Raw genomic sequence first — 17741 nt, forward strand, 5'->3', positions numbered from 1 at the left:
GGATCGGCCGCCAACTACGGCCAATCCGAGGAAGGTGGACTGATTTTCATGGCGCAGTGGACTTCTACGGTCGGTGCGGCTCAGCTCGCCCGGCAGCTACGGGCGCAGCAGCCCCGTCCCCTGGCCCCGGGCGGCCGTAAACCGCCCGCCTACCGCGCCCTCGCCGACGGGGTGCGCCTGCTCGTCCTGGAGGGCCGGGTCCCGGTCGCCGCGCGGCTCCCCGCCGAGCGTGAACTCGCGCTCGCGCTGTCCCACAGCCGCACCACCGTCGCCGCAGCCTACGAGGCGTTGCGCGCCGAGGGGTTCCTGGAGTCGCGACGTGGAGCCGGCAGCTGGACGGCGGTCCCGGCGGGCAACCCGCTGCCTGCCCGTGGACTCGAACCGCTGCCGCCCGAGTCGCTCGGCTCGGTCATCGACCTGGGCTGCGCCTCGCTGCCCGCCCCGGAGCCGTGGCTGACCCGCGCCGTCCAGGGTGCGCTGGAGGAGCTCCCGCCGTACGCGCACACCCACGGGGACTACCCGGCGGGGCTGCCCGCGCTGCGGCAGATGATCGCGGACCGCTACACGGAGTCGGGCATCCCCACGATGCCGGAACAGATCATGGTCACCACCGGGGCGATGGGAGCCATCGACGCCATCTGCCATCTCTTCGCCGGACGCGGTGAGCGCATCGCCGTGGAGTCGCCCAGTTACGCCAACATCCTCCAGCTGATGCGGGAGGCGGGCGCCCGGCTGGTACCCGTGGCGATGGAGGAGGGGCTCGGCGGCTGGGACATGAACCGCTGGCGACAGGTGCTGCGCGACGCGGCGCCCCGGCTGGCCTACGTCGTCGCCGACTTCCACAACCCCACCGGCGCGCTGGCGGACGAGCAGCAGCGCCGCGCCCTCGTCGAGGCCGCCCGCTCGGCCGGCACGGTCCTGGTGGTCGACGAGACGATGCACGAACTCCATCTGGACGAGGACGTCGAGATGCCCCGCAGGGTCTGCGCGTTCGACCCCGCCGGCAGCACGGTCCTGACCGTCGGATCCGCCAGCAAGGCGTTCTGGGCCGGGATGCGGATCGGCTGGGTCCGGGCGGCGCCGGACGTCATCCGGAGCCTGGTCGCGGCACGCGCCTACGCGGACATGGGCACGCCGGTGCTGGAACAGCTGGCCATCAACTGGCTGATGAGGACGGGTGGCTGGGAGCAGGCCGTCGACGTCCGGCGCGGGCAGGCGCGGGAGAACAGGGACGACCTGGTACGGGCGCTGCGCAGGGAACTCCCGGGGTGGGAGTTCGAGGTGCCTCGCGGCGGACTCACGCTCTGGGTCCGTACCGGCGGGCTCTCCGGTTCCCGGCTGGCCGTCGCCGGCGAGCGGGTCGGCGTACGGGTCCCCTCCGGTCCGCGCTTCGGGGTCGACGGGGCCTTCGAGGGCTATGTGCGGCTGCCGTTCACCGTGGGCGGTCCGGTGGCGGACGAGGCTGCCCTGCGGCTCGCCGCCGCTGCCGAGCTGGTCGGTTCCGGGGCCGGCGCGGGAGCCGAGGCGCCCAGGTCTTTCGTGGCCTGAGACGCCCCGGCGCTTCACCCCTCCGCTACGGCGGGAGCCGCGACGAGCGGATCCGCCCGGACGGGTACCGGCTCGGCGGCGCCCTCCGGGGCGGTCTGCTCCACGGCCGGCGCCCCACCGGGCAGCAGGTCGAGGACCGCCTGCCGGTGCGCCTCGCTCGTGGCGCCGTCGTACGGGTCGGGCGTGGCCGGGACCTGGAGGCGCAGGACCGGCCCTGTGCCCAGCCGGGTGTAGCCGCGGCCGGGCGGCACGTCGTCGGTCGGCGTGGTGTGCGGCTGGACGCCCAGCACCGACTCGACCTCCTCGCGGTTCGCCGGACCCAGCACGGCCCGCGCCCTGGTGTGGGTCCGTACGGTCTCGGTGAGTGCGTCGAGGCTGTCGGTCTGTTCCGCCACCACGACCGTCACCCCCGCGGCGCGCCCGTGCCGCAGCGGCACCTCCAGCAGCCCCTGCGGATCCTGCCGGCCGTCGGCCGCCGCCAGGTGTCCCAGCGCGCTCGGCCGGTCCAGCAGGATCCAGAGGGGACGCCTGATGTCCTCGGGCTCGGGATGTCCGGCCTGCCGGGCCCGGTTGGCGGCGATGAGCCGTCGCTCGGTCTCGTGCGCGGCCCATTCCAGTGTCGCCAGAGCCCCGGAGAGGCCGCACTCCACGGCCAGCACGCCGTCCCGCCCGGTCAGGAAGCCGTACTCGCCCGTGCCGCTCCCCTCGACGACGAGCACGTCGCCGTACTGGAGGGCCTGGAGGGCGAGGGAGCGCATCAGCGTCGTGGTGCCGCTGCCCGGGTGCCCGGCGATCAGCAGATGGGGTTCGGTGGAGCGGGCGCCGGTGCGCCAGATGACCGGCGAGGCGTCGCGCGTCACGTCGCCGTCCTGGACCGGGACGGTGCGCCGCACGGCGTCCGCGTCGGTGAACCCCAGCACCGTCTCGCCCGGGGCGGTGACGAACCGCTGGGCGGTGATGCCGGTGGGCAGGGCGGCGAGCACGGTCATCAGGAGGTGGTTGCCCTCCTCGTCCCAGGCGAAGTGGTATTCGCGGCCCCGCCCCGACTTGGCGTGGAGCACCTGCTCGACCCGGGCGCGGGACGCGGGGTCGCCGTCGGTGAAGTACGCGGGGTAGTTGACCCGGAGCCGCGTGAGCCGCCCGTCGTCGTCGAAGGCGTACGACGCGTCGAAGGCCTTCTCCCAGTCGCCGCCGTGGGAGAACAGCGGACCGGGGTCGTCGGCCACGGAGAAGTGCGGGACGAGCGCCTCGTACAGCGCCCGCAGCCGAGCCGTCCCGGCCTCGTCGGGGCCGGTCCTCGCGGGGGCGCGCTCGCGTCCCCGCCACGCGGCGGCGCCCATCACCGAGATGAGGGCCAGCAGGGGCCCGTAGGGGATGAGCGCCACCACCATCACGCAGGCCGCGACGAGGAACAGCACGTGTCCGCGCCGGTCCCTGGGCGTCGCGGCCCACTTCTGCCGTCCTGTTCCCGCCAGCAGCCGCAGACCACGGGTGACCGTGATCAGCGGATGGAGGACGTCGGTGGCATTGTCGGCCGCCGTGCGCGCGATCTCGCGACTGCGGGTGATCGAAGCGCTGCCGCTGCTCAGAATGCGGGGGAGTGGTCGCCGGGCCACGTCGGTCTCCTGGAGAGGTGGGAGCGGTTTCGGAACGTCAGAACTTGATCCCGCCCAGCATGCTGGCGAGGCTCGCCCCGCCGGCCGTGATGCTGGGGGCGATGGCCGTGCCGGCCAGGTAGAAGCCGAACAGGGCGCAGATGAGGCCGTGGGACGCCTTGAGCCCGTCCTTCTTGAAGAACAGGAAGACGATGATGCCGAGCAGTACCACGCCCGAGATGGAGAGGATCATGAGCGGTTCTCCTGGTTGAGGGGACAGTCACCATGAGTACTTCCAGGATCACAAGATGTATCAATACGATAAAAGGTGCAACTGGGTGAATATCTTGTGATTTCACCCGACTGGTGGGCGAAAAGCGGGCACTCGGGAGCCCCGTGGGCCGGGCGTCGCCCGCTCTGCCCCGAACCGACGCCCGCGCCCGTGGTCCTCCGCCGCATCGGGGCAGGCTCACGACCGTCCCGGAGCAGTACCCTGTCGATTCACCCGTACGGCCCCTGGCGCACCCCCGACCAGGGCGGCAACCGAGACAACGGCGATGGAAGGCGGTCCGTCCGATGAGCGAGTCCCCCGATCCCGAGGTGGTCGAGCTGGCGACCAAGGTCTTCGACCTGGCCCGCCGTGGCGAGACCGACACCCTCGCCGCCTACGTCGACGCGGGCGTCCCGGCGAACCTCACCAACGACCGGGGCGACACCCTGCTCATGCTCGCGGCGTACCACGGGCACGCGCCCGCCGTCGTGGCACTCGCGGACCGCGGCGCGGACCCCGACCGTGCCAACGACCGGGGGCAGACCCCGTTGGCCGGAGCGGTCTTCAAGGGCGAGCGCCCGGTGATCGACGCGCTGCTCGCTGCGGGGGCGGATCCGGCGGCCGGAACGCCGTCCGCGACGGACACCGCGCGCATGTTCGGCAAGGACGACCTGCTGGAACTCTTCGGTGCGCGCTGAGAGGCCGTCCCGGCCGCCCGTCGGTCGTTGCGCCGTAAATGTGGTCGCGTCGGCGAAATGGCTGGGTCATCATGACGTCGCGGGCCCGCTCCGGGCCACCGACGAGAGGCAGAGGAAGATGAGCACCAGGCAGAAGACGGCAGTCGGCCGATCATGTTGCTGCGCGGCCTAGGAGATGTCTCCCCGGCAATGGAACAGCACAGTCCCGGTCGCGTCGACAGCTTGATGTGAGGCTTCCCCCATGTTCGATCCGTTCATAGCGCCGAGCGGCACACTGCTCGGCCTGCTGCAGAGGGGCCGTGGCGACGGCACGCTCCACGCACTCGCCGCCCCGCGCCCCGAGGCCCTCGAGGCACTCAACCACTGCGTCCTGAGCGATCCGCGCCATGACTGGCAGGTGGAGAACCGCAGCCTCTACTACGCCCGTCTCTACCTCGACCTCGACGGTGGCACCGAGGAGATCGAGCGGCACCTGTGGGACCCCGAGGACCGGCTCGACACCGATGACTCACGCACCGGGCTGGCCCTCGCCGTGCTCGGACACCTCGCCTCCTACGGGCGCGCCGACGCCCTCGCCCTCCTCCGGCGCTACGCCGCGACCGGTGCCAACTGGGCCTGGGCGCTCGACGAGCTGGCCCTGCGCGACGACGACGCCGGGCTGCGCTCCCTCGCCGGCCCGGTACTGGCCCGCTTCCCCGCCACCGCCGCCGGTGCCGCCGAGCTGGCCGCCACCGTGCGTGACGCCTTCGAGCCCCGCCCGTGGCGACTCTGGGCCGACGACCCGCGCGAAGCGGTGGGCGCCCGGATCAGGACGGCGACGGAACAGGGCTCCTTCGACCGCTGGCACCGCCAGATGAGCCCCCGCGGTCCCCGTCCGGGCTGGAGCGTCCAAGCGGTCCTCGACTGGGCCCACGAAGGCCTGGAGCGCGGCAGCGTCCTCCACGTCCCCGCGGCCCGCTGCCTCTCGGCCGTCGCGGGCGCCGAGGACCGGCCCGTCATCGTCGAGGCCGCCCGTAGCGGCTCCGAGGGCGCCCGGTGCGCGGCCCTGCACTATCTGGCCGAGATCCGTGACCCCGCCGTGCTCGACCTCGTCGAGCGGGCGGCCGCCGACCCGTCCCACGTCGTCGCCGAGGCCGCCCTGGCCGCTTTCGAGCGCATGTGCGGGGAAGCCGCGGTCGAGCGTGCCCGGCAGTGGGCCCACCGGCCCGACGCCCTCGGGGCATCGTCGGCGGGAGTGCTCGCCTGCCGGGGCGCGGCGCGGGACGCCCCGCTCGTCCTCGCCGCGCTGCGGGAGGCTGTCCGCGGAGACGGCCCCGACGCCCCGCGCCTGTGGACGCTCGTCGACGGGGCGGGCCGCCTGGGCATCGTGTGTGCCGCACCGGTTCTGCGGCACGTGTACCGGGAGACGTCCTCGTCGCACCTGCGCGGACGGGCCGCCCGCGCGCTGGCCGCCACCGACCCCACGTTCCCCACCGGATTCGCCGTCGAGTGCCTCTGGGACTGCGAGGAGACCACCCGGGAGGTGGCCGCCCTGCACGCGGAGACCGGGGACATCCGGGTCGCCGAGCGCCTGCGCCGGCTCGCCGCGGACCCGGCCGAGGAGGCCGAGGTCCAGACCGCGGTACGGAGCAGGATCGGACCGGACGCACCCGCGGTCTGAGCCCGTGGCTCCCGGGCGCCCGGGAGCGGACGCCGCGCGGCGGGGGCGCGCGGCACGAAGCCCGCAGGCGGAACGGCCCGCGCGCGGCTGCCCCGGCCCCGGCCGGGCGATGCGCCCCTTGTGCGGCCTTTCGTCCCTCGCGCCAGTATGGAGGGATGACCGGGCGCTGGGAGTTCTGGATCGACCGCGGCGGCACCTTCACGGACGTGGTCGGACGCGACCCCGGGGGACACCTGGTCTCCCGCAAACTCCTGTCGCACGACCCCGACCGCTACCCTGACGCGGCCGTCGCCGGAATCCGGCTCCTGCTCGGCCTCGCCCCCGGTGAACCGGTACCCGCCGACAGGGTCGCAGGCGTCAAGATGGGCACCACCGTCGCCACCAACGCCCTTCTGGAACGGCGGGGCGAGCCGACCGTCCTGGTCATCACCGAAGGGTTCCGGGACGCGCTGAGGATCGCGTACCAGAACCGGCCCCGCCTCTTCGACCGCCGCATCCTGCTCCCGGAGGCTGTGTACGACCGGGTCGTCGAGGTCCCGGAGCGCGTCGACGCGCGGGGGACGGTCCTGAGGCCCCTCGACCGCGCCGCGGTGGCGGGGAGCCTGAGGGCGGTCGCCGACGACGGCATCCGCAGCGCCGCCGTCGTACTCATGCACGGCTACCGCCATCCCGGCCACGAGCGCGCCGTCGCGGAGGAGGCCAGGGCGGCCGGCTTCACACAGGTGAGCTGTTCCCACGAGGTCAGCCCGCTGATCAGGATCGTGCCGCGCGGCGACACCACGGTCGTCGACGCGTACCTCTCGCCGATCCTGCGCCGGTACGTCGAGGAGGTGGCGGGTGAACTCGCCGGGATCCGGCTGATGTTCATGCAGTCCAACGGCGGACTGCGCGAGGCCGCCCACTTCCGGGGCAAGGACGCGGTGCTCTCCGGCCCCGCCGGGGGCGTCGTCGGCATGGTGCGCACGTCGCGACAGGCGGGGTACGACCGGGTCATCGGCTTCGACATGGGCGGCACCTCCACCGATGTGTCCCACTACGCCGGCGAGTTCGAGCGCGAGCTCGGCACACAGGTCGCCGGAGTGCGGATGAGCGCCCCGATGATGAGCATCCACACCGTGGCCGCCGGTGGCGGCTCCGTCCTGCACTTCGACGGACGGCGCTACCGGGTCGGCCCCGACTCGGCCGGTGCGGACCCGGGCCCCGCCTGCTACCGGCGGGGCGGGCCGCTCACCGTCACCGACGCCAACGTGATGCTCGGCCGCGTCCGCCCCGAGCACTTCCCCGCGGTCTTCGGCGCCGGGGGCGACCAGCCGCTGGACGCCCGTCTCGTGGCCGAACGGTTCGAGGCGCTGGCCGACGAGGTGTCCGCCGCCACGGGCCGGGCCCGCACCGCCGAGGAGGTGGCCGCGGGCTTCCTGGAGATCGCCGTGCTGAACATGGCGAACGCCGTCAAGAAGATCTCCGTCCAACGCGGTCACGACATCACCCGCTACGCGCTCACCGGCTTCGGCGGCGCGGGCGGGCAGCACGCCTGCGCCGTCGCCGACGCGCTGGGCATCGACACCGTCCTCGTACCGCCGCTCGCCGGGGTCCTCTCGGCGTACGGGATCGGCCTCGCCGACGCGACGGCGATGCGCGAACAGTCCGTCGAGGCCGAACTGGACGGGGGGAGCGCCGCTCCGCTGAGCGGCATCTGCGAGGGCCTGGCCGGACGTACGCGGGCCGACCTCCTCGCCGACGGCGTACCGGGGGACGCCGTCCGCACCCGGGCCAGGATCCTCCTGCGCTACGCCGGGACGGACGCCCCGCTGCCCGTCGACCACGGCACACCCTCGGCCATGGCGCAGGAGTTCACCCGAGCCCACCGCGCGCGCTACGGCTTCACGATGGACAAGCCCCTCGTGATCGAGGCCGTCTCCGTGGAAGCCACCGCCGCGGCCGGACCGCACGCCCCGCCCGAGACCCGCACGAGCCCCCGTGAGGGACCCTCGACGCCCCTCGGCGACATCCCCGTCTTCACCGGCGGCCGATGGCGCGACGCGGGCCTGTACCGGCGGGCGGAGCTGCGCCCCGAGGACACGGTGGCCGGCCCCGCCGTCGTCACCGAGGACGACGCCACCACCGTCGTCGACCTCGGCTGGCAGGCCACGGCCGGCCCGGCCGGACACCTGGTGCTGAAGCGGGCGGACCCACGGCCCGGACGTACCGCCGTCGGCACCCGCGTGGACCCCGTCATGCTCGAAGTCTTCAACAACCTGTTCATGTCGATCGCCGAACAGATGGGCGTCCGGCTGGAGAACACGGCGCACTCCGTCAACATCAAGGAGCGGCTGGACTTCTCGTGCGCGCTGTTCGACGCGGACGGCGAACTGGTCGCGAACGCCCCGCACATCCCGGTCCACCTGGGATCGATGGGGGAGTCCATCAAAGAGGTGCTCAACCGGAACCGGGGCTCCCTGCGCCCCGGCGACGTCTATGCCGTCAACGACCCGTACCACGGCGGAACCCACCTGCCGGACGTGACCGTCGTGACCCCCGTGTTCGACGAGCCGTCGGACGGCCCCGGGCCCCGGCTGCGCTTCCTGGTCGCCTCGCGCGGCCACCACGCCGAGATCGGCGGGATCACCCCGGGCTCCATGCCCGCCTTCAGCCGCACGATCCACGAGGAGGGAGTCCTGTTCGACAACTGGCTCCTCGTCCGCGACGGAGCCCTCCGCGAGGCGGAGACCAGGCACCTGCTCACCACCGCGGCCCATCCCTCGCGCGACCCGGACACCAACCTCGCCGACCTGCGCGCCCAGATCGCGGCCAACGAGAAGGGCATCGCGGAACTGCGGCGGATGACGGCCCAGTTCGGCCAGGACGTCGTCGAGGCCTACATGCACCACGTCCAGGACAACGCGGAGGAGTCGGTACGCCGCATCGTGGCGGGACTGCGCGACGGCTCCTGCCGTTACGAGACCGACGACGGGGCCGTCATCGGCGTCCGCGTCACGGTGGACCACGACGCCCGCCGCGCCGTCATCGACTTCGCGGGCACCTCGCCCCAGCGGAGCGGCAACCTCAACGCCCCGAAGTCCGTGGTCACGGCCGCCGTCCTCTACGTGTTCCGGACACTCGTCGACGAGGACATCCCGCTCAACAGCGGCTGCCTGAAGCCCCTGGAGGTCCGCGTCCCGGACGGCTCGATGCTCGCTCCCGTCCACCCGGCGGCGACCGTCGCCGGCAACGTCGAGACCTCGCAGGCCGTCACCGGCGCCCTCTACGCCGCCCTGGACGTCCAGGCCGAGGGCTCCGGCACCATGAACAACCTCACCTTCGGCAACGACCGCATCCAGTACTACGAGACGATCGCGAGCGGATCCGGTGCGGGCGACGGCTTCGACGGCGCCGACGCCGTACAGACCCACATGACCAACTCCCGGCTCACCGACCCCGAGATCCTCGAGTGGCGCTACCCCGTGCTCCTGGAGAGCTTCCGCGTACGCGAGGACAGCGGCGGCCCGGGCCGGTGGCACGGCGGCCGGGGGGTGGAACGCAGGATCCGCTTCCTCGAACCCGTCACCGTGGCCCTGCTGTCGGGCCACCGGCGGGTGCCGCCGTACGGCATGGCGGGCGGCGGCACCGGCGCGCTCGGGGACCAGCACGTCGAACGCGCCGACGGCACCGTCACCCCGCTCGAGGGCCGTGACACCGCGGAGCTGGCCGCCGGCGACGTCCTGGTCGTGCGCACCCCCGGTGGCGGGGGCTACGGGCCAGCGTGACCGGTCCGGTGCCGGCCGGGCACGGGCGCTCAGGTGCTCGCGCGACGGGTCGCTTCTGCGCCGTTTCGACCGTTGTCGGTGTGAGGACCTAATCTGTGCAGCGTGACTTCGCCTGCCGACACCTTCAGTGCTGCGCCCCAGCTCAGCGCGGGACCGAGGCCCGCCCCGGGCCCCGCCGCCGACGAGGGGCTCTCGCGTCGGCTGCGCGCGCTCGCCTGCACCGCCCCCCTGCACGACCTCGACGTACGCAAGACGAATCTCGCCGGCGAGTACACGGTCTACGCGATGGCCGAGGTCGCCCTCGCGGCCATCGACCTGGTCACCCTCAACATGGACTTCGACACCGGGGCCGACCACGACCAGATAGTGGCCAGACTCCTCCCGCGGATCGCCGCCCAGGCTCCGCGCCGGCCCGTCACCGAGCACGAGCGCGTTGCCCGCTGGGTGCTGGAGAACCTCATCAACGTCGGGAGCGTGGACCGCGGTTTCCGCGCCGTCTACGGAACCTTCGGGCCCGACGGTGTCTACGTCCGCAGGGACTACGACTTCAAGCTCATCGAGGAAGTGCCCGGACACGGCGGCAGCGTCTACCTCCGGGCCACCGACGAGGCGGTCAACGTACTGGTGGGCGCCCTGGACACGGACGTCACGAGCGCCCAGATCGCCGCCGAGGTGAAGCTCGAGGTCCTGATCAGCAGGGGGCGCCTCGCCGACGCCCAGCTCGCCGCCGAACAGGCCCGCTACCGCACCGTGCAGTACGCCGAGACGCTCCGCAGGACGCTGGAGGCGACCCGCCGCAACGTCCGCGCCGTGGACTGGCTCAACGCGGTCCCGGACATGATCACCGAGGCGCTGGACCACGTGGCCGACCGCTACCGCCACGAGAACGCGATCCTCACCAACATCCGCAAGGCCAGGGACGAGGCGGAGGAACCCGAGCACAAGCGCCGCGCCGCCGAACTCGTCGACATCGTCAAGGACTGCATCCGCCGCCACACCCAGCTGCAGTCCAGACTCCTGGAGGCCGGACCGCTGTTCCGCGCCGAGCAGGACCGGCAGGCCTTCGCCACCCCCACCGCGCAGGCGGGCCTCGACCTCTACGGGCAGCTCGTCGTACCCCTGCTCCCGCTCCCCGTCGAGCAGGCCATCCGCGCCACCGACGCCTTCTTCGCCCAGGGCACCGGACTGCGCACCCCCACCTCGGTCCGGGTCGGCGACCTCGTCGACCTGCTGCTGATGCCCCCGGTCGAACGGGAACACCTGGGGGCCGAGATGCCCGAGCCCGACCTCATCGCCACCCCGGACGACAGCCGGTTCAGCGAGGAACAGCTCGGGCACGCCATGGAGCTGCTCGACCTGGAGCACGACGCCCCCCGCCGGCTCTCCGGACTCCTCGCCGAGGCCCGGCTGCGCGACCCCGAACTGCCCTATCTGGTCGCCCTGCTCGCCGTGCACGCGGCGAGCCCCCCGGTCGGTACGGCATACCGCCAGGGCGAGCGCCGGCTGCTGTTCGCGGTCGACGACGGAACACCGCTGGAGGACCACGAGTTCGGCGGAGCCGACCTGATAGTGGGCATGGCCCTGCTGGACGCGGCGGGCATGGCCGCGGACCGCAAGGACGCCTCGTGAACGTCCCCGGACCAACCCCCCACCCGCTGCCGCCCGAGAGCGGCACCCGTACCGAGGAGTCACCGAGTTGAGCGAGCAGCACGCCGAGCACACCGACGCGTGGGGCGATCAGGACCTCACGCACGCGGCCGACGCCGCCCGGCCGGCCGCTCCCGCAGCTGTGACCCCCGCCGACGCGGCCGACGCCGCCCGGCTGGTCTCCTTCGGACTGCAGCCCAAGCTGATGCCTGCCCGGGACGCCGAGTACACCGAGCTGCTCCGCCGCTACCGTGAGGAGTCCGCATTCGCCCGGCTCGCCGACGCCGTCGCCACGGGGCTCGGACTCATCGTGCTGGAGGTCTCCACTCGCGCCGGGATGGCCGTGACCGCCGGCGAGGACTCGGTCTTCGCCGTACGCATGGGCGACTACGCGCGGCGCGCGTCCCCCGACTCGGCCGACCGGTTCCTGCACGGACTCGCCCACCTCGCCGTCGCCGCCATGTGCTTCCCCCGCCCCGAGGACCTGGCCGACGACTCCTACATCGGCCGCATCACGGTCAACGGCGTCGACGCCTTCGTCCGCCAGGCATGCCGACGCCTGGAGGAGCGCGCCGAGGAGCAGGGCGACAACACCGACCCCGCCACCGAAGCGCCCGGCCTCGAATCGGGATGGCGCGTCTACGCCCGCCGCAGCTCCACCGGGGCGACCAAGGACGCCCGCAGGCTCGCCGGATCCACCACCGGCATCATCGGCAAGGCGGTCGCCTTCCTCACCGAGTCCGGCTTCCTCCAGCGCACCGGGGACGACGCGGGCGGCGCGTACCGCACCACCGCCCGCTACCAGCTCCAGGTGCGCGACATGGCGGGCGGCGCCGCGATGGCCGAACTGCTGGAGCTCGGCGTCGTCCCCGTCACGGACGGCTCGGCCACCCTGTTGCCACCGCCCGACGCCGAAGGCCTGGAGCTGGCCGCCGACGCGGGCCTTCCCTTCCACTCCTGACCCCCGCAGCCCGCCCCTCCGAACCGCGCCACCGGCAGCCGCCCGCTCCGAACCGCACCGGCTGCCGCAGCCGTCCGCCCGCCGCCTGAACGACGAGAGTCCGCCGCCATGTACGAGTTGTCCCGGGTCCGCCTCTACTCCATCGGACCCGCGGGTGCGCGCTACGCCGACACCGTGCTCGACCTCCGCGGAGTCGGCAAGCCCGTGCCCAGGCCCGCCCCGGCGCAGGCGGAGTTCTTCGAGGACGAGCCCGTCGGCCCGCCGCGCCGCCCGGCGCCGGCCGGCGTGCTCTTCCTGGAGAACGGCGGGGGCAAGTCCGTCCTGCTCAAACTGATCTTCTCGGTGATGCTGCCCGGTCACCGCAACACCCTGGGCGGCGCGAGCTCCGGCGTCCTGCGCAAGTTCCTGCTCGCCGAGGACTGCGGACACGTCGCCCTGGAATGGCAGCACACGCTCACCGGCGAGTGCGTGGTCGTCGGCAAGGTCAGCGAATGGCGCGGACGCCAGGTCTCCAACGACCCGCGCAAGTTCGCCGAGGCCTGGTACTCCTTCCGCCCCGGGCCCGGCCTCAGCCTCGACAGCCTTCCCGTCGCCGAGGCCACCTCGGTGGGACGGCCCGCCGAAGGCGTCTCCGGAGCCCGTGGCCGGCGCCGGACGATGAAGGGCTTCCGGGACGCCCTCACGGACGCCGGCAAGTTCTACCCGCACCTCGACGTGCACTGGGAGGAGATCCACGACCGCTGGAACGAGCACCTCGGCGACCTCGGGCTCGACCCCGAACTCTTCCGCTACCAGCGCGAGATGAACGCAGACGAGGGCGAGGCGGCCGGCCTCTTCGCCGTGAAGAAGGACTCCGACTTCACCGACCTGCTGCTGCGGGCGGTCACCGACACCCGTGACACGGACGGTCTCGCCGACCTCGTCAGCGGCTTCGGCAACAAGCTCGGCCGCCGCGCCGAACTCACCGCCGAGCGCGACTTCACCGCCGGATCCGTCGATCTGCTGGGCCGGATCGTCGAGGCCACCGCCACCAGGGCCCGCAGCCGTGACGTCCACGCCGGTGCGGAACGGCGCACCCGGACCCTGGTCCGCAGGCTCTCCGGCCGCGCCGCAGAGGAGCGCGGCCGTACCGCCGAGCTCTCCCAGCAGGTCACGGCCGCCGCCCACACGGTCGACGAGGCCGAGGCGGCGCGTGGCCACCGGGACCGGATCGCCGCCGAACTCGCCTACCGGCACGCCTCCCTGGCGTTGACCGCCGCGGAGAAGAGCGCCGCGGCGCAGCGGCGCGAGCTGGGTGAGGCGCGCACCCTGCACGCCGCCTGGCAGGCCGCCGAAGCCGTCCTGCGCCACCGTGCCTCCGCCGACCGCTCCGTCCGCGTCGCGGTGGCCATCCGCGAAGCCGAACGCGACGCCGCCCCGGCCCTCGCCGCCCGTGCCACGGCCGCCGCCGACCTCGTACGCGCCCTGCACACGGCTGCAGAGGAGGGCGAGCGCGTGGCGAACGAGGAGGAGGAGCGGTCCGCCCTCCTTCAGACCACCGGCGAGACCGCGCACAGGGACGCCACCACCGCCGCCACCGAGGCCCAGCGGGCCCGTAGCGAGGCCGGCCACCTGCGCCAGCGGCTCGCAGAGGTCGAACAGGAGACCGCGGAGGCGGTACGGGCCGGCTGGCTCGACGACAGCGCGCCGGACGCCGACCCGGCCCGCGCCGCCCTCGCCGCGAACGACGCGGAGAAGTCCGCGGTCGCCGCCTGGGACACCGCACGGGAGGCCGCCCGCGCCACCGCGGACCGCGCGCGTGAGGCGGCGTCCGAGGAGAGCCGTGCCGAGCTCGCCGCTGCCCGCGCCGCCGACGGCGCGCAGGCAGCCGAGCAGTCCTACGAGACGGAGCGCAGGGCCGCCGAATCGATCGCGGCCGACCACCGCCTCACCGACCTGCTGGGACTCCCGACGGCCCCTGGCCCCGGCGTACCGCGACCCCGAGGTGCGGCTGCCGCCGGGACGGGCGAGGAGGCTCGTGACGGCTCGTACGAGGCCCCCGGCGACCTGCGGTCCCTGACGGCCGAGGAGTTCGACAACAGCGCCGACGAACTGCGGGAACTCCTCGACCAGGGGATCACCGCCGCCGAGCGCAGGCTCTTCGACCTCCGTACCGCCGCGGCCGACGACTCCCGAATCCTCGGCGCCCTCGGAGACGGCGGACTGCTGCCCCCGGGACCCGACGTGCTCGCCACCGTCGAACACCTCGGTGAGCACGGCATCCCGGCACTGCCGGGCTGGCGCTACCTCGCGCAGGCGGTCGCCCCGGCCGACCACGCCGCGGTCCTGGCCGCACGGCCCGAGCTGGTCGACGGCGTCGTCATCACCGACCCCGACGCCCACACACGCGCCCGTGAGGTGCTCGCCGCCGCCGCGCTGCTGCCCCGTTCGGCCGTGGCCGTCGGGACGACCGCCGCCCTCCTGGCCCCCGTCCCGGCATCCGGTGGCGACGACGTCTTCCTGGTCCCGCCGAACCCGGCCATGCACGACGAACACGCCGCGGACGAGGAGCGCCAGGCGCTCCGGGCCCGCGCCGCCGCACGCGACGAGGACATCAGGTCCCTCGCGGCACGGCTCACCGCCGACCGCTCCCTCGCCGCCCGTATCGGCTCCTGGCGCGCCGACTGCCCGCCCGGCATGCTCGGCGAGCTCGGTGAGGCCGCGCACACCGCCCGCACCACCGCGGAGACCGCCGAAGCCACGCTGACCGAGGCGCGCACGGTCCGTGCGGAGGCCGACGAGGCCGCAGCCGACGCCTCACGCGTCCGCGACGAGCGGCAGGACACCGCTCAGCGCGCCCGACGCGCCGCCGACGCGCTCGCGGGGCTCGCCCACCGCCTCCGCGACCGGGCCGGCTGGCAGGCGCGGCTGCGCGAACTGACCGACGAGGCGGCCGAGTCCGAGGCACGCGCGACGACTCTCCTGGAGCGGGCACGTGCCGCGGACGAGGACCGCAGGGCCGCCCAGCGCGCCGGTGACGACGCCCACCGCACCTCCCGCGCGCTGCGCGCCGAGCGGGCCGAGATCGCGGGCGCCCCGGAGACCCTTCCGGAGCCCGCGGCCGCCGCCGAACGCACCTCCCTCCCCGCGCTGCGCGAGGCCTACCGCGCGGCCTCCCAGTTGTACGAGAAGGTGGGTGTCGGCGCCGACCTGCGCGCCGAGCAGGCGCGGGCCGAGAGCGACGAGAGCGCCGCCCTGGCCGAACTCGACCGGCTCACCAACAAGGTCCGAACCCGCGCCGCCCAGCTCCTCGAAGGCACCGACGGTGCCGACGGACCTTCCCGCCAGGCGGCCGCCGCCCGCGCCGAATCCCTCGTCCAGCTCCTGGAGACCAGGGCTTCCACGGCCAGCGAGCAGCTCGGCAGGCTGCGGGGCGAGGCGGAGCGGCTCGCCCCCGCCGACGAGGCGTCCCGCCACACCGAGCTCCCCGACGGCCTGGTTCCCGTCGACGCCGAGCAGGCCCAGACCCTGCTGCGAACGGCAGCGGCCGAACTCGCCTCCGTCACGGCGGCGCTCGACGCCGCCCGGGCCGCCCACGCCCAACTCCTGCGCGCCCACCGCACCGCCGAGGACTCGGCCGGCGGCTTCGACGAGACGGCCGCGCTCCTGCGCGACCTGCTCAGGGACCACGGCGCTGACGACGACGCCGAAGGCCCCGACCCGTACTCCGGCACCCTGGAGGAGGCCAGGCAGTCCGCCGCGGAGGCCCGCAGGTCGCTGCGCGGCTGTGCCACCGACCTGTCGGCGGCCGAGAGTTCCGTGCGGGAGACGAGTGACGTCCTCGTACGGCACGCCAACTCCACCCGCTACGAACAGGTCCGCACTCCGGCGCGGCAGCAGATCCGGGAACTCCCGGCGGCGGCGCTGCCCGACCACGCCGAGAAGTGGGCCGCGGCCTTCGCCCCCAGGCTGCGGGTGCTCACCGACGAGCTGGCCCAGCTGGAGCGCAACCGTGACTCCATCGTCGACAGGCTCCGCGGGCTCGTCGACTCCGCGCTCACCACGCTCCGCTCGGCCCAGCGGCTCTCCCGACTGCCCGAAGGCCTCGGCGAGTGGTCCGGCCAGGAGTTCCTCCGGATCCGCTTCGAGGAACCCGATCAGGCCACCCTCACCGAGCGGCTCGGTGAGGTCGTCGACGAGGCCACGCACGCCGCTCTCAAGAAGAACTCCGACCTGCGCAGGGACGGCATGTCCCTCCTGCTGCGCGGTGTGCGGGCCGCGCTGCAGCCCAAGGGCATCGCGGTGGAGATCCTCAAGCCCGACGCGGTGCTGCGCGCCGAGCGCGTCCCGGTCGGACAGATGGGCGACGTCTTCTCCGGTGGCCAGCTGCTCACCGCCGCGATCGCGCTCTACTGCACGATGGCGGCGCTGCGCAGCAACGACAGAGGGCGCGACCGGCACCGTCACGCGGGCACGCTCTTCCTCGACAACCCCATCGGGCGCGCGAACGCGACCTACCTGCTGGAGCTGCAGCGCGCGGTGTCCGACGCACTGGGAGTCCAACTGCTCTACACGACCGGGCTGTTCGACACCACGGCACTCGCCGAGTTCCCGCTCGTCATCCGGCTCCGCAACGACGCCGACCTCCGGGCGGGACTGAAGTACATCAGCGTCGAGGAGCACCTGAGGCCTGGTCTGCCGCAGCAGGACCCCGAGGGCGAGACCGTCCACGGCGAGATCACCGCGACCCGCATGTTCAGGCGGAACAGCCAGCCATCCGCCGGGTCCGTCGTCCCCGAGATGCGTTCGGAGATGCGCGCGGGGACGGAGACGGAGGCGCGCACGGGGACGGAGGTGCGCGAGGGGACGACAGGCACCCCGTCGCAGCCGACCGAGGCATCGCAGACGCCGTAGCGGTCACCGGGGCGCAGGCCGGTCAGGCCCGGGAGAGCCTGCCTTCGCCCCGGCGTCGTATCCGGTCCTCCGTACGCCCCCGTGCCCTGGCCGAGCGCCTGGCCGTCCTGCGCTCCCGGCGCATACGGCGGGCCGTACTGCTGGGGACGGAGACCACCCCGTTGCGCTGGTTCCACACCTGCCGGGTCACCCAGACGTCCAGCACCGACCACGTCGCGACCACCGTGCCCGCCACACCGCTCAGCACCATCGGGAAGGCGAGCCAGGATCCGGCCAGGGTGCACAGGAAGGCCACCATGGCCTGAATCATCGTCAGCGACATGATCAGGACGGCGCGCACGGCCGCCCGGCGCACCGGATCGGGCATCCTGCGACGTATCGCCGGTTCCTCCACCCACAGCTGCCGCTGCCGCGGGATCGTGGCGCCGGTCTCCGACGACGCGGCCTCCGGTGCCGACGACGCCGTCCCCCGGCGCTCTTCCGTATCCAAGGACGTTCAACTCCCCACCGCTGGCCGACTCAAGGGTGGCTGCCCGGCCGGCGCCCGTTCTACGCGGCGGAGCCGCTCGCCCGTGGCGCATATCCCCCGCGAGGTGCTTCTGCCCCCGTACATCTGGACGAACGCCGGGACGCGAAGATTCCCGCCGAGCACGCCCAATCAGCCCACAAAGGTCACGGAGCGAAAAATTCCAGCCAACTGCCTT

The 17741-nt window shown here is 73.7% G+C and carries 10 protein-coding genes; 7 read left to right on the forward strand and 3 right to left on the reverse strand.

Annotated features, from left to right (window positions below):
- Positions 1-48 precede the first annotated feature (48 nt).
- The gene (locus AB0I83_RS16520; RefSeq protein ID WP_363305029.1) at positions 49-1548 is read left to right on the forward strand and encodes a PLP-dependent aminotransferase family protein; all 1500 of its coding nucleotides are present in this window, start codon (positions 49-51) and stop codon (positions 1546-1548) included.
- Positions 1549-1562: 14 nt separating this feature from the next.
- Here the strand turns inward: AB0I83_RS16520 and AB0I83_RS16525 are convergent, their stop codons facing one another.
- A complete protein-coding gene (locus AB0I83_RS16525) occupies positions 1563-3164 on the reverse strand; it encodes a hypothetical protein (RefSeq protein WP_363305030.1) in 1602 nt (533 codons plus the stop codon).
- A 37-nt stretch (positions 3165-3201) separates the two neighbouring features.
- A complete protein-coding gene (locus AB0I83_RS16530; RefSeq protein ID WP_277335051.1) occupies positions 3202-3396 on the reverse strand; it encodes a hypothetical protein in 195 nt (64 codons plus the stop codon).
- A gap of 323 nt (positions 3397-3719) precedes the next feature.
- Here AB0I83_RS16530 and AB0I83_RS16535 point away from each other — a divergent pair, with 323 nt between their 5' ends.
- From AB0I83_RS16535 to AB0I83_RS16560, 6 genes are all read left to right on the forward strand, one after another.
- Positions 3720-4112, forward strand: coding sequence for an ankyrin repeat domain-containing protein (locus AB0I83_RS16535; protein ID WP_356536964.1), 393 nt, complete (start codon positions 3720-3722; stop codon positions 4110-4112).
- Between the two features lie 241 nt (positions 4113-4353).
- Positions 4354-5772: a HEAT repeat domain-containing protein gene (locus tag AB0I83_RS16540; protein ID WP_363305031.1), complete on the forward strand. Its 1419-nt coding sequence runs from the start codon at positions 4354-4356 to the stop codon at positions 5770-5772.
- Positions 5773-5927: 155 nt separating this feature from the next.
- Positions 5928-9536: a hydantoinase B/oxoprolinase family protein gene (locus tag AB0I83_RS16545; RefSeq protein ID WP_363305032.1), complete on the forward strand. Its 3609-nt coding sequence runs from the start codon at positions 5928-5930 to the stop codon at positions 9534-9536.
- 102 nt (positions 9537-9638) lie between these two features.
- Positions 9639-11165: a hypothetical protein gene (locus tag AB0I83_RS16550; RefSeq protein ID WP_356536970.1), complete on the forward strand. Its 1527-nt coding sequence runs from the start codon at positions 9639-9641 to the stop codon at positions 11163-11165.
- A 67-nt stretch (positions 11166-11232) separates the two neighbouring features.
- Positions 11233-12144, forward strand: a complete 912-nt coding sequence (locus AB0I83_RS16555) for a hypothetical protein (RefSeq protein WP_356536972.1) — start codon at positions 11233-11235, stop codon at positions 12142-12144.
- 108 nt (positions 12145-12252) lie between these two features.
- Complete coding sequence (locus tag AB0I83_RS16560; RefSeq protein WP_363305033.1) at positions 12253-17037, forward strand: hypothetical protein; 4785 nt, start codon at positions 12253-12255, stop codon at positions 17035-17037.
- A 22-nt stretch (positions 17038-17059) separates the two neighbouring features.
- Here AB0I83_RS16560 and AB0I83_RS16565 read toward each other — a convergent pair whose 3' ends face one another.
- Positions 17060-17527: a hypothetical protein gene (locus tag AB0I83_RS16565; RefSeq protein WP_356536975.1), complete on the reverse strand. Its 468-nt coding sequence runs from the start codon at positions 17525-17527 to the stop codon at positions 17060-17062.
- Positions 17528-17741: the final 214 nt, after the last annotated feature.

Origin of the sequence: Streptomyces sp. NPDC049970 (assembly GCF_040660235.1) — a bacterium.
Classification (GTDB): Bacteria; Actinomycetota; Actinomycetes; order Streptomycetales; family Streptomycetaceae; genus Streptomyces.

Bases quoted from the DNA above. Each gene is read 5' to 3' on its own strand.
- AB0I83_RS16560 (WP_363305033.1), top strand. From the start codon at position 12,253: ATGTACGAGTTGTCCCGGGTCCGCCTCTACTCCATCGGACCCGCGGGT.
- AB0I83_RS16540 (WP_363305031.1), top strand. From the start codon at position 4,354: ATGTTCGATCCGTTCATAGCGCCGAGCGGCACACTGCTCGGCCTGCTG.
- AB0I83_RS16520 (WP_363305029.1), top strand. From the start codon at position 49: ATGGCGCAGTGGACTTCTACGGTCGGTGCGGCTCAGCTCGCCCGGCAG.
- AB0I83_RS16530 (WP_277335051.1), bottom strand. From the start codon at position 3,396: ATGATCCTCTCCATCTCGGGCGTGGTACTGCTCGGCATCATCGTCTTC.
- AB0I83_RS16545 (WP_363305032.1), top strand. From the start codon at position 5,928: ATGACCGGGCGCTGGGAGTTCTGGATCGACCGCGGCGGCACCTTCACG.
- AB0I83_RS16535 (WP_356536964.1), top strand. From the start codon at position 3,720: ATGAGCGAGTCCCCCGATCCCGAGGTGGTCGAGCTGGCGACCAAGGTC.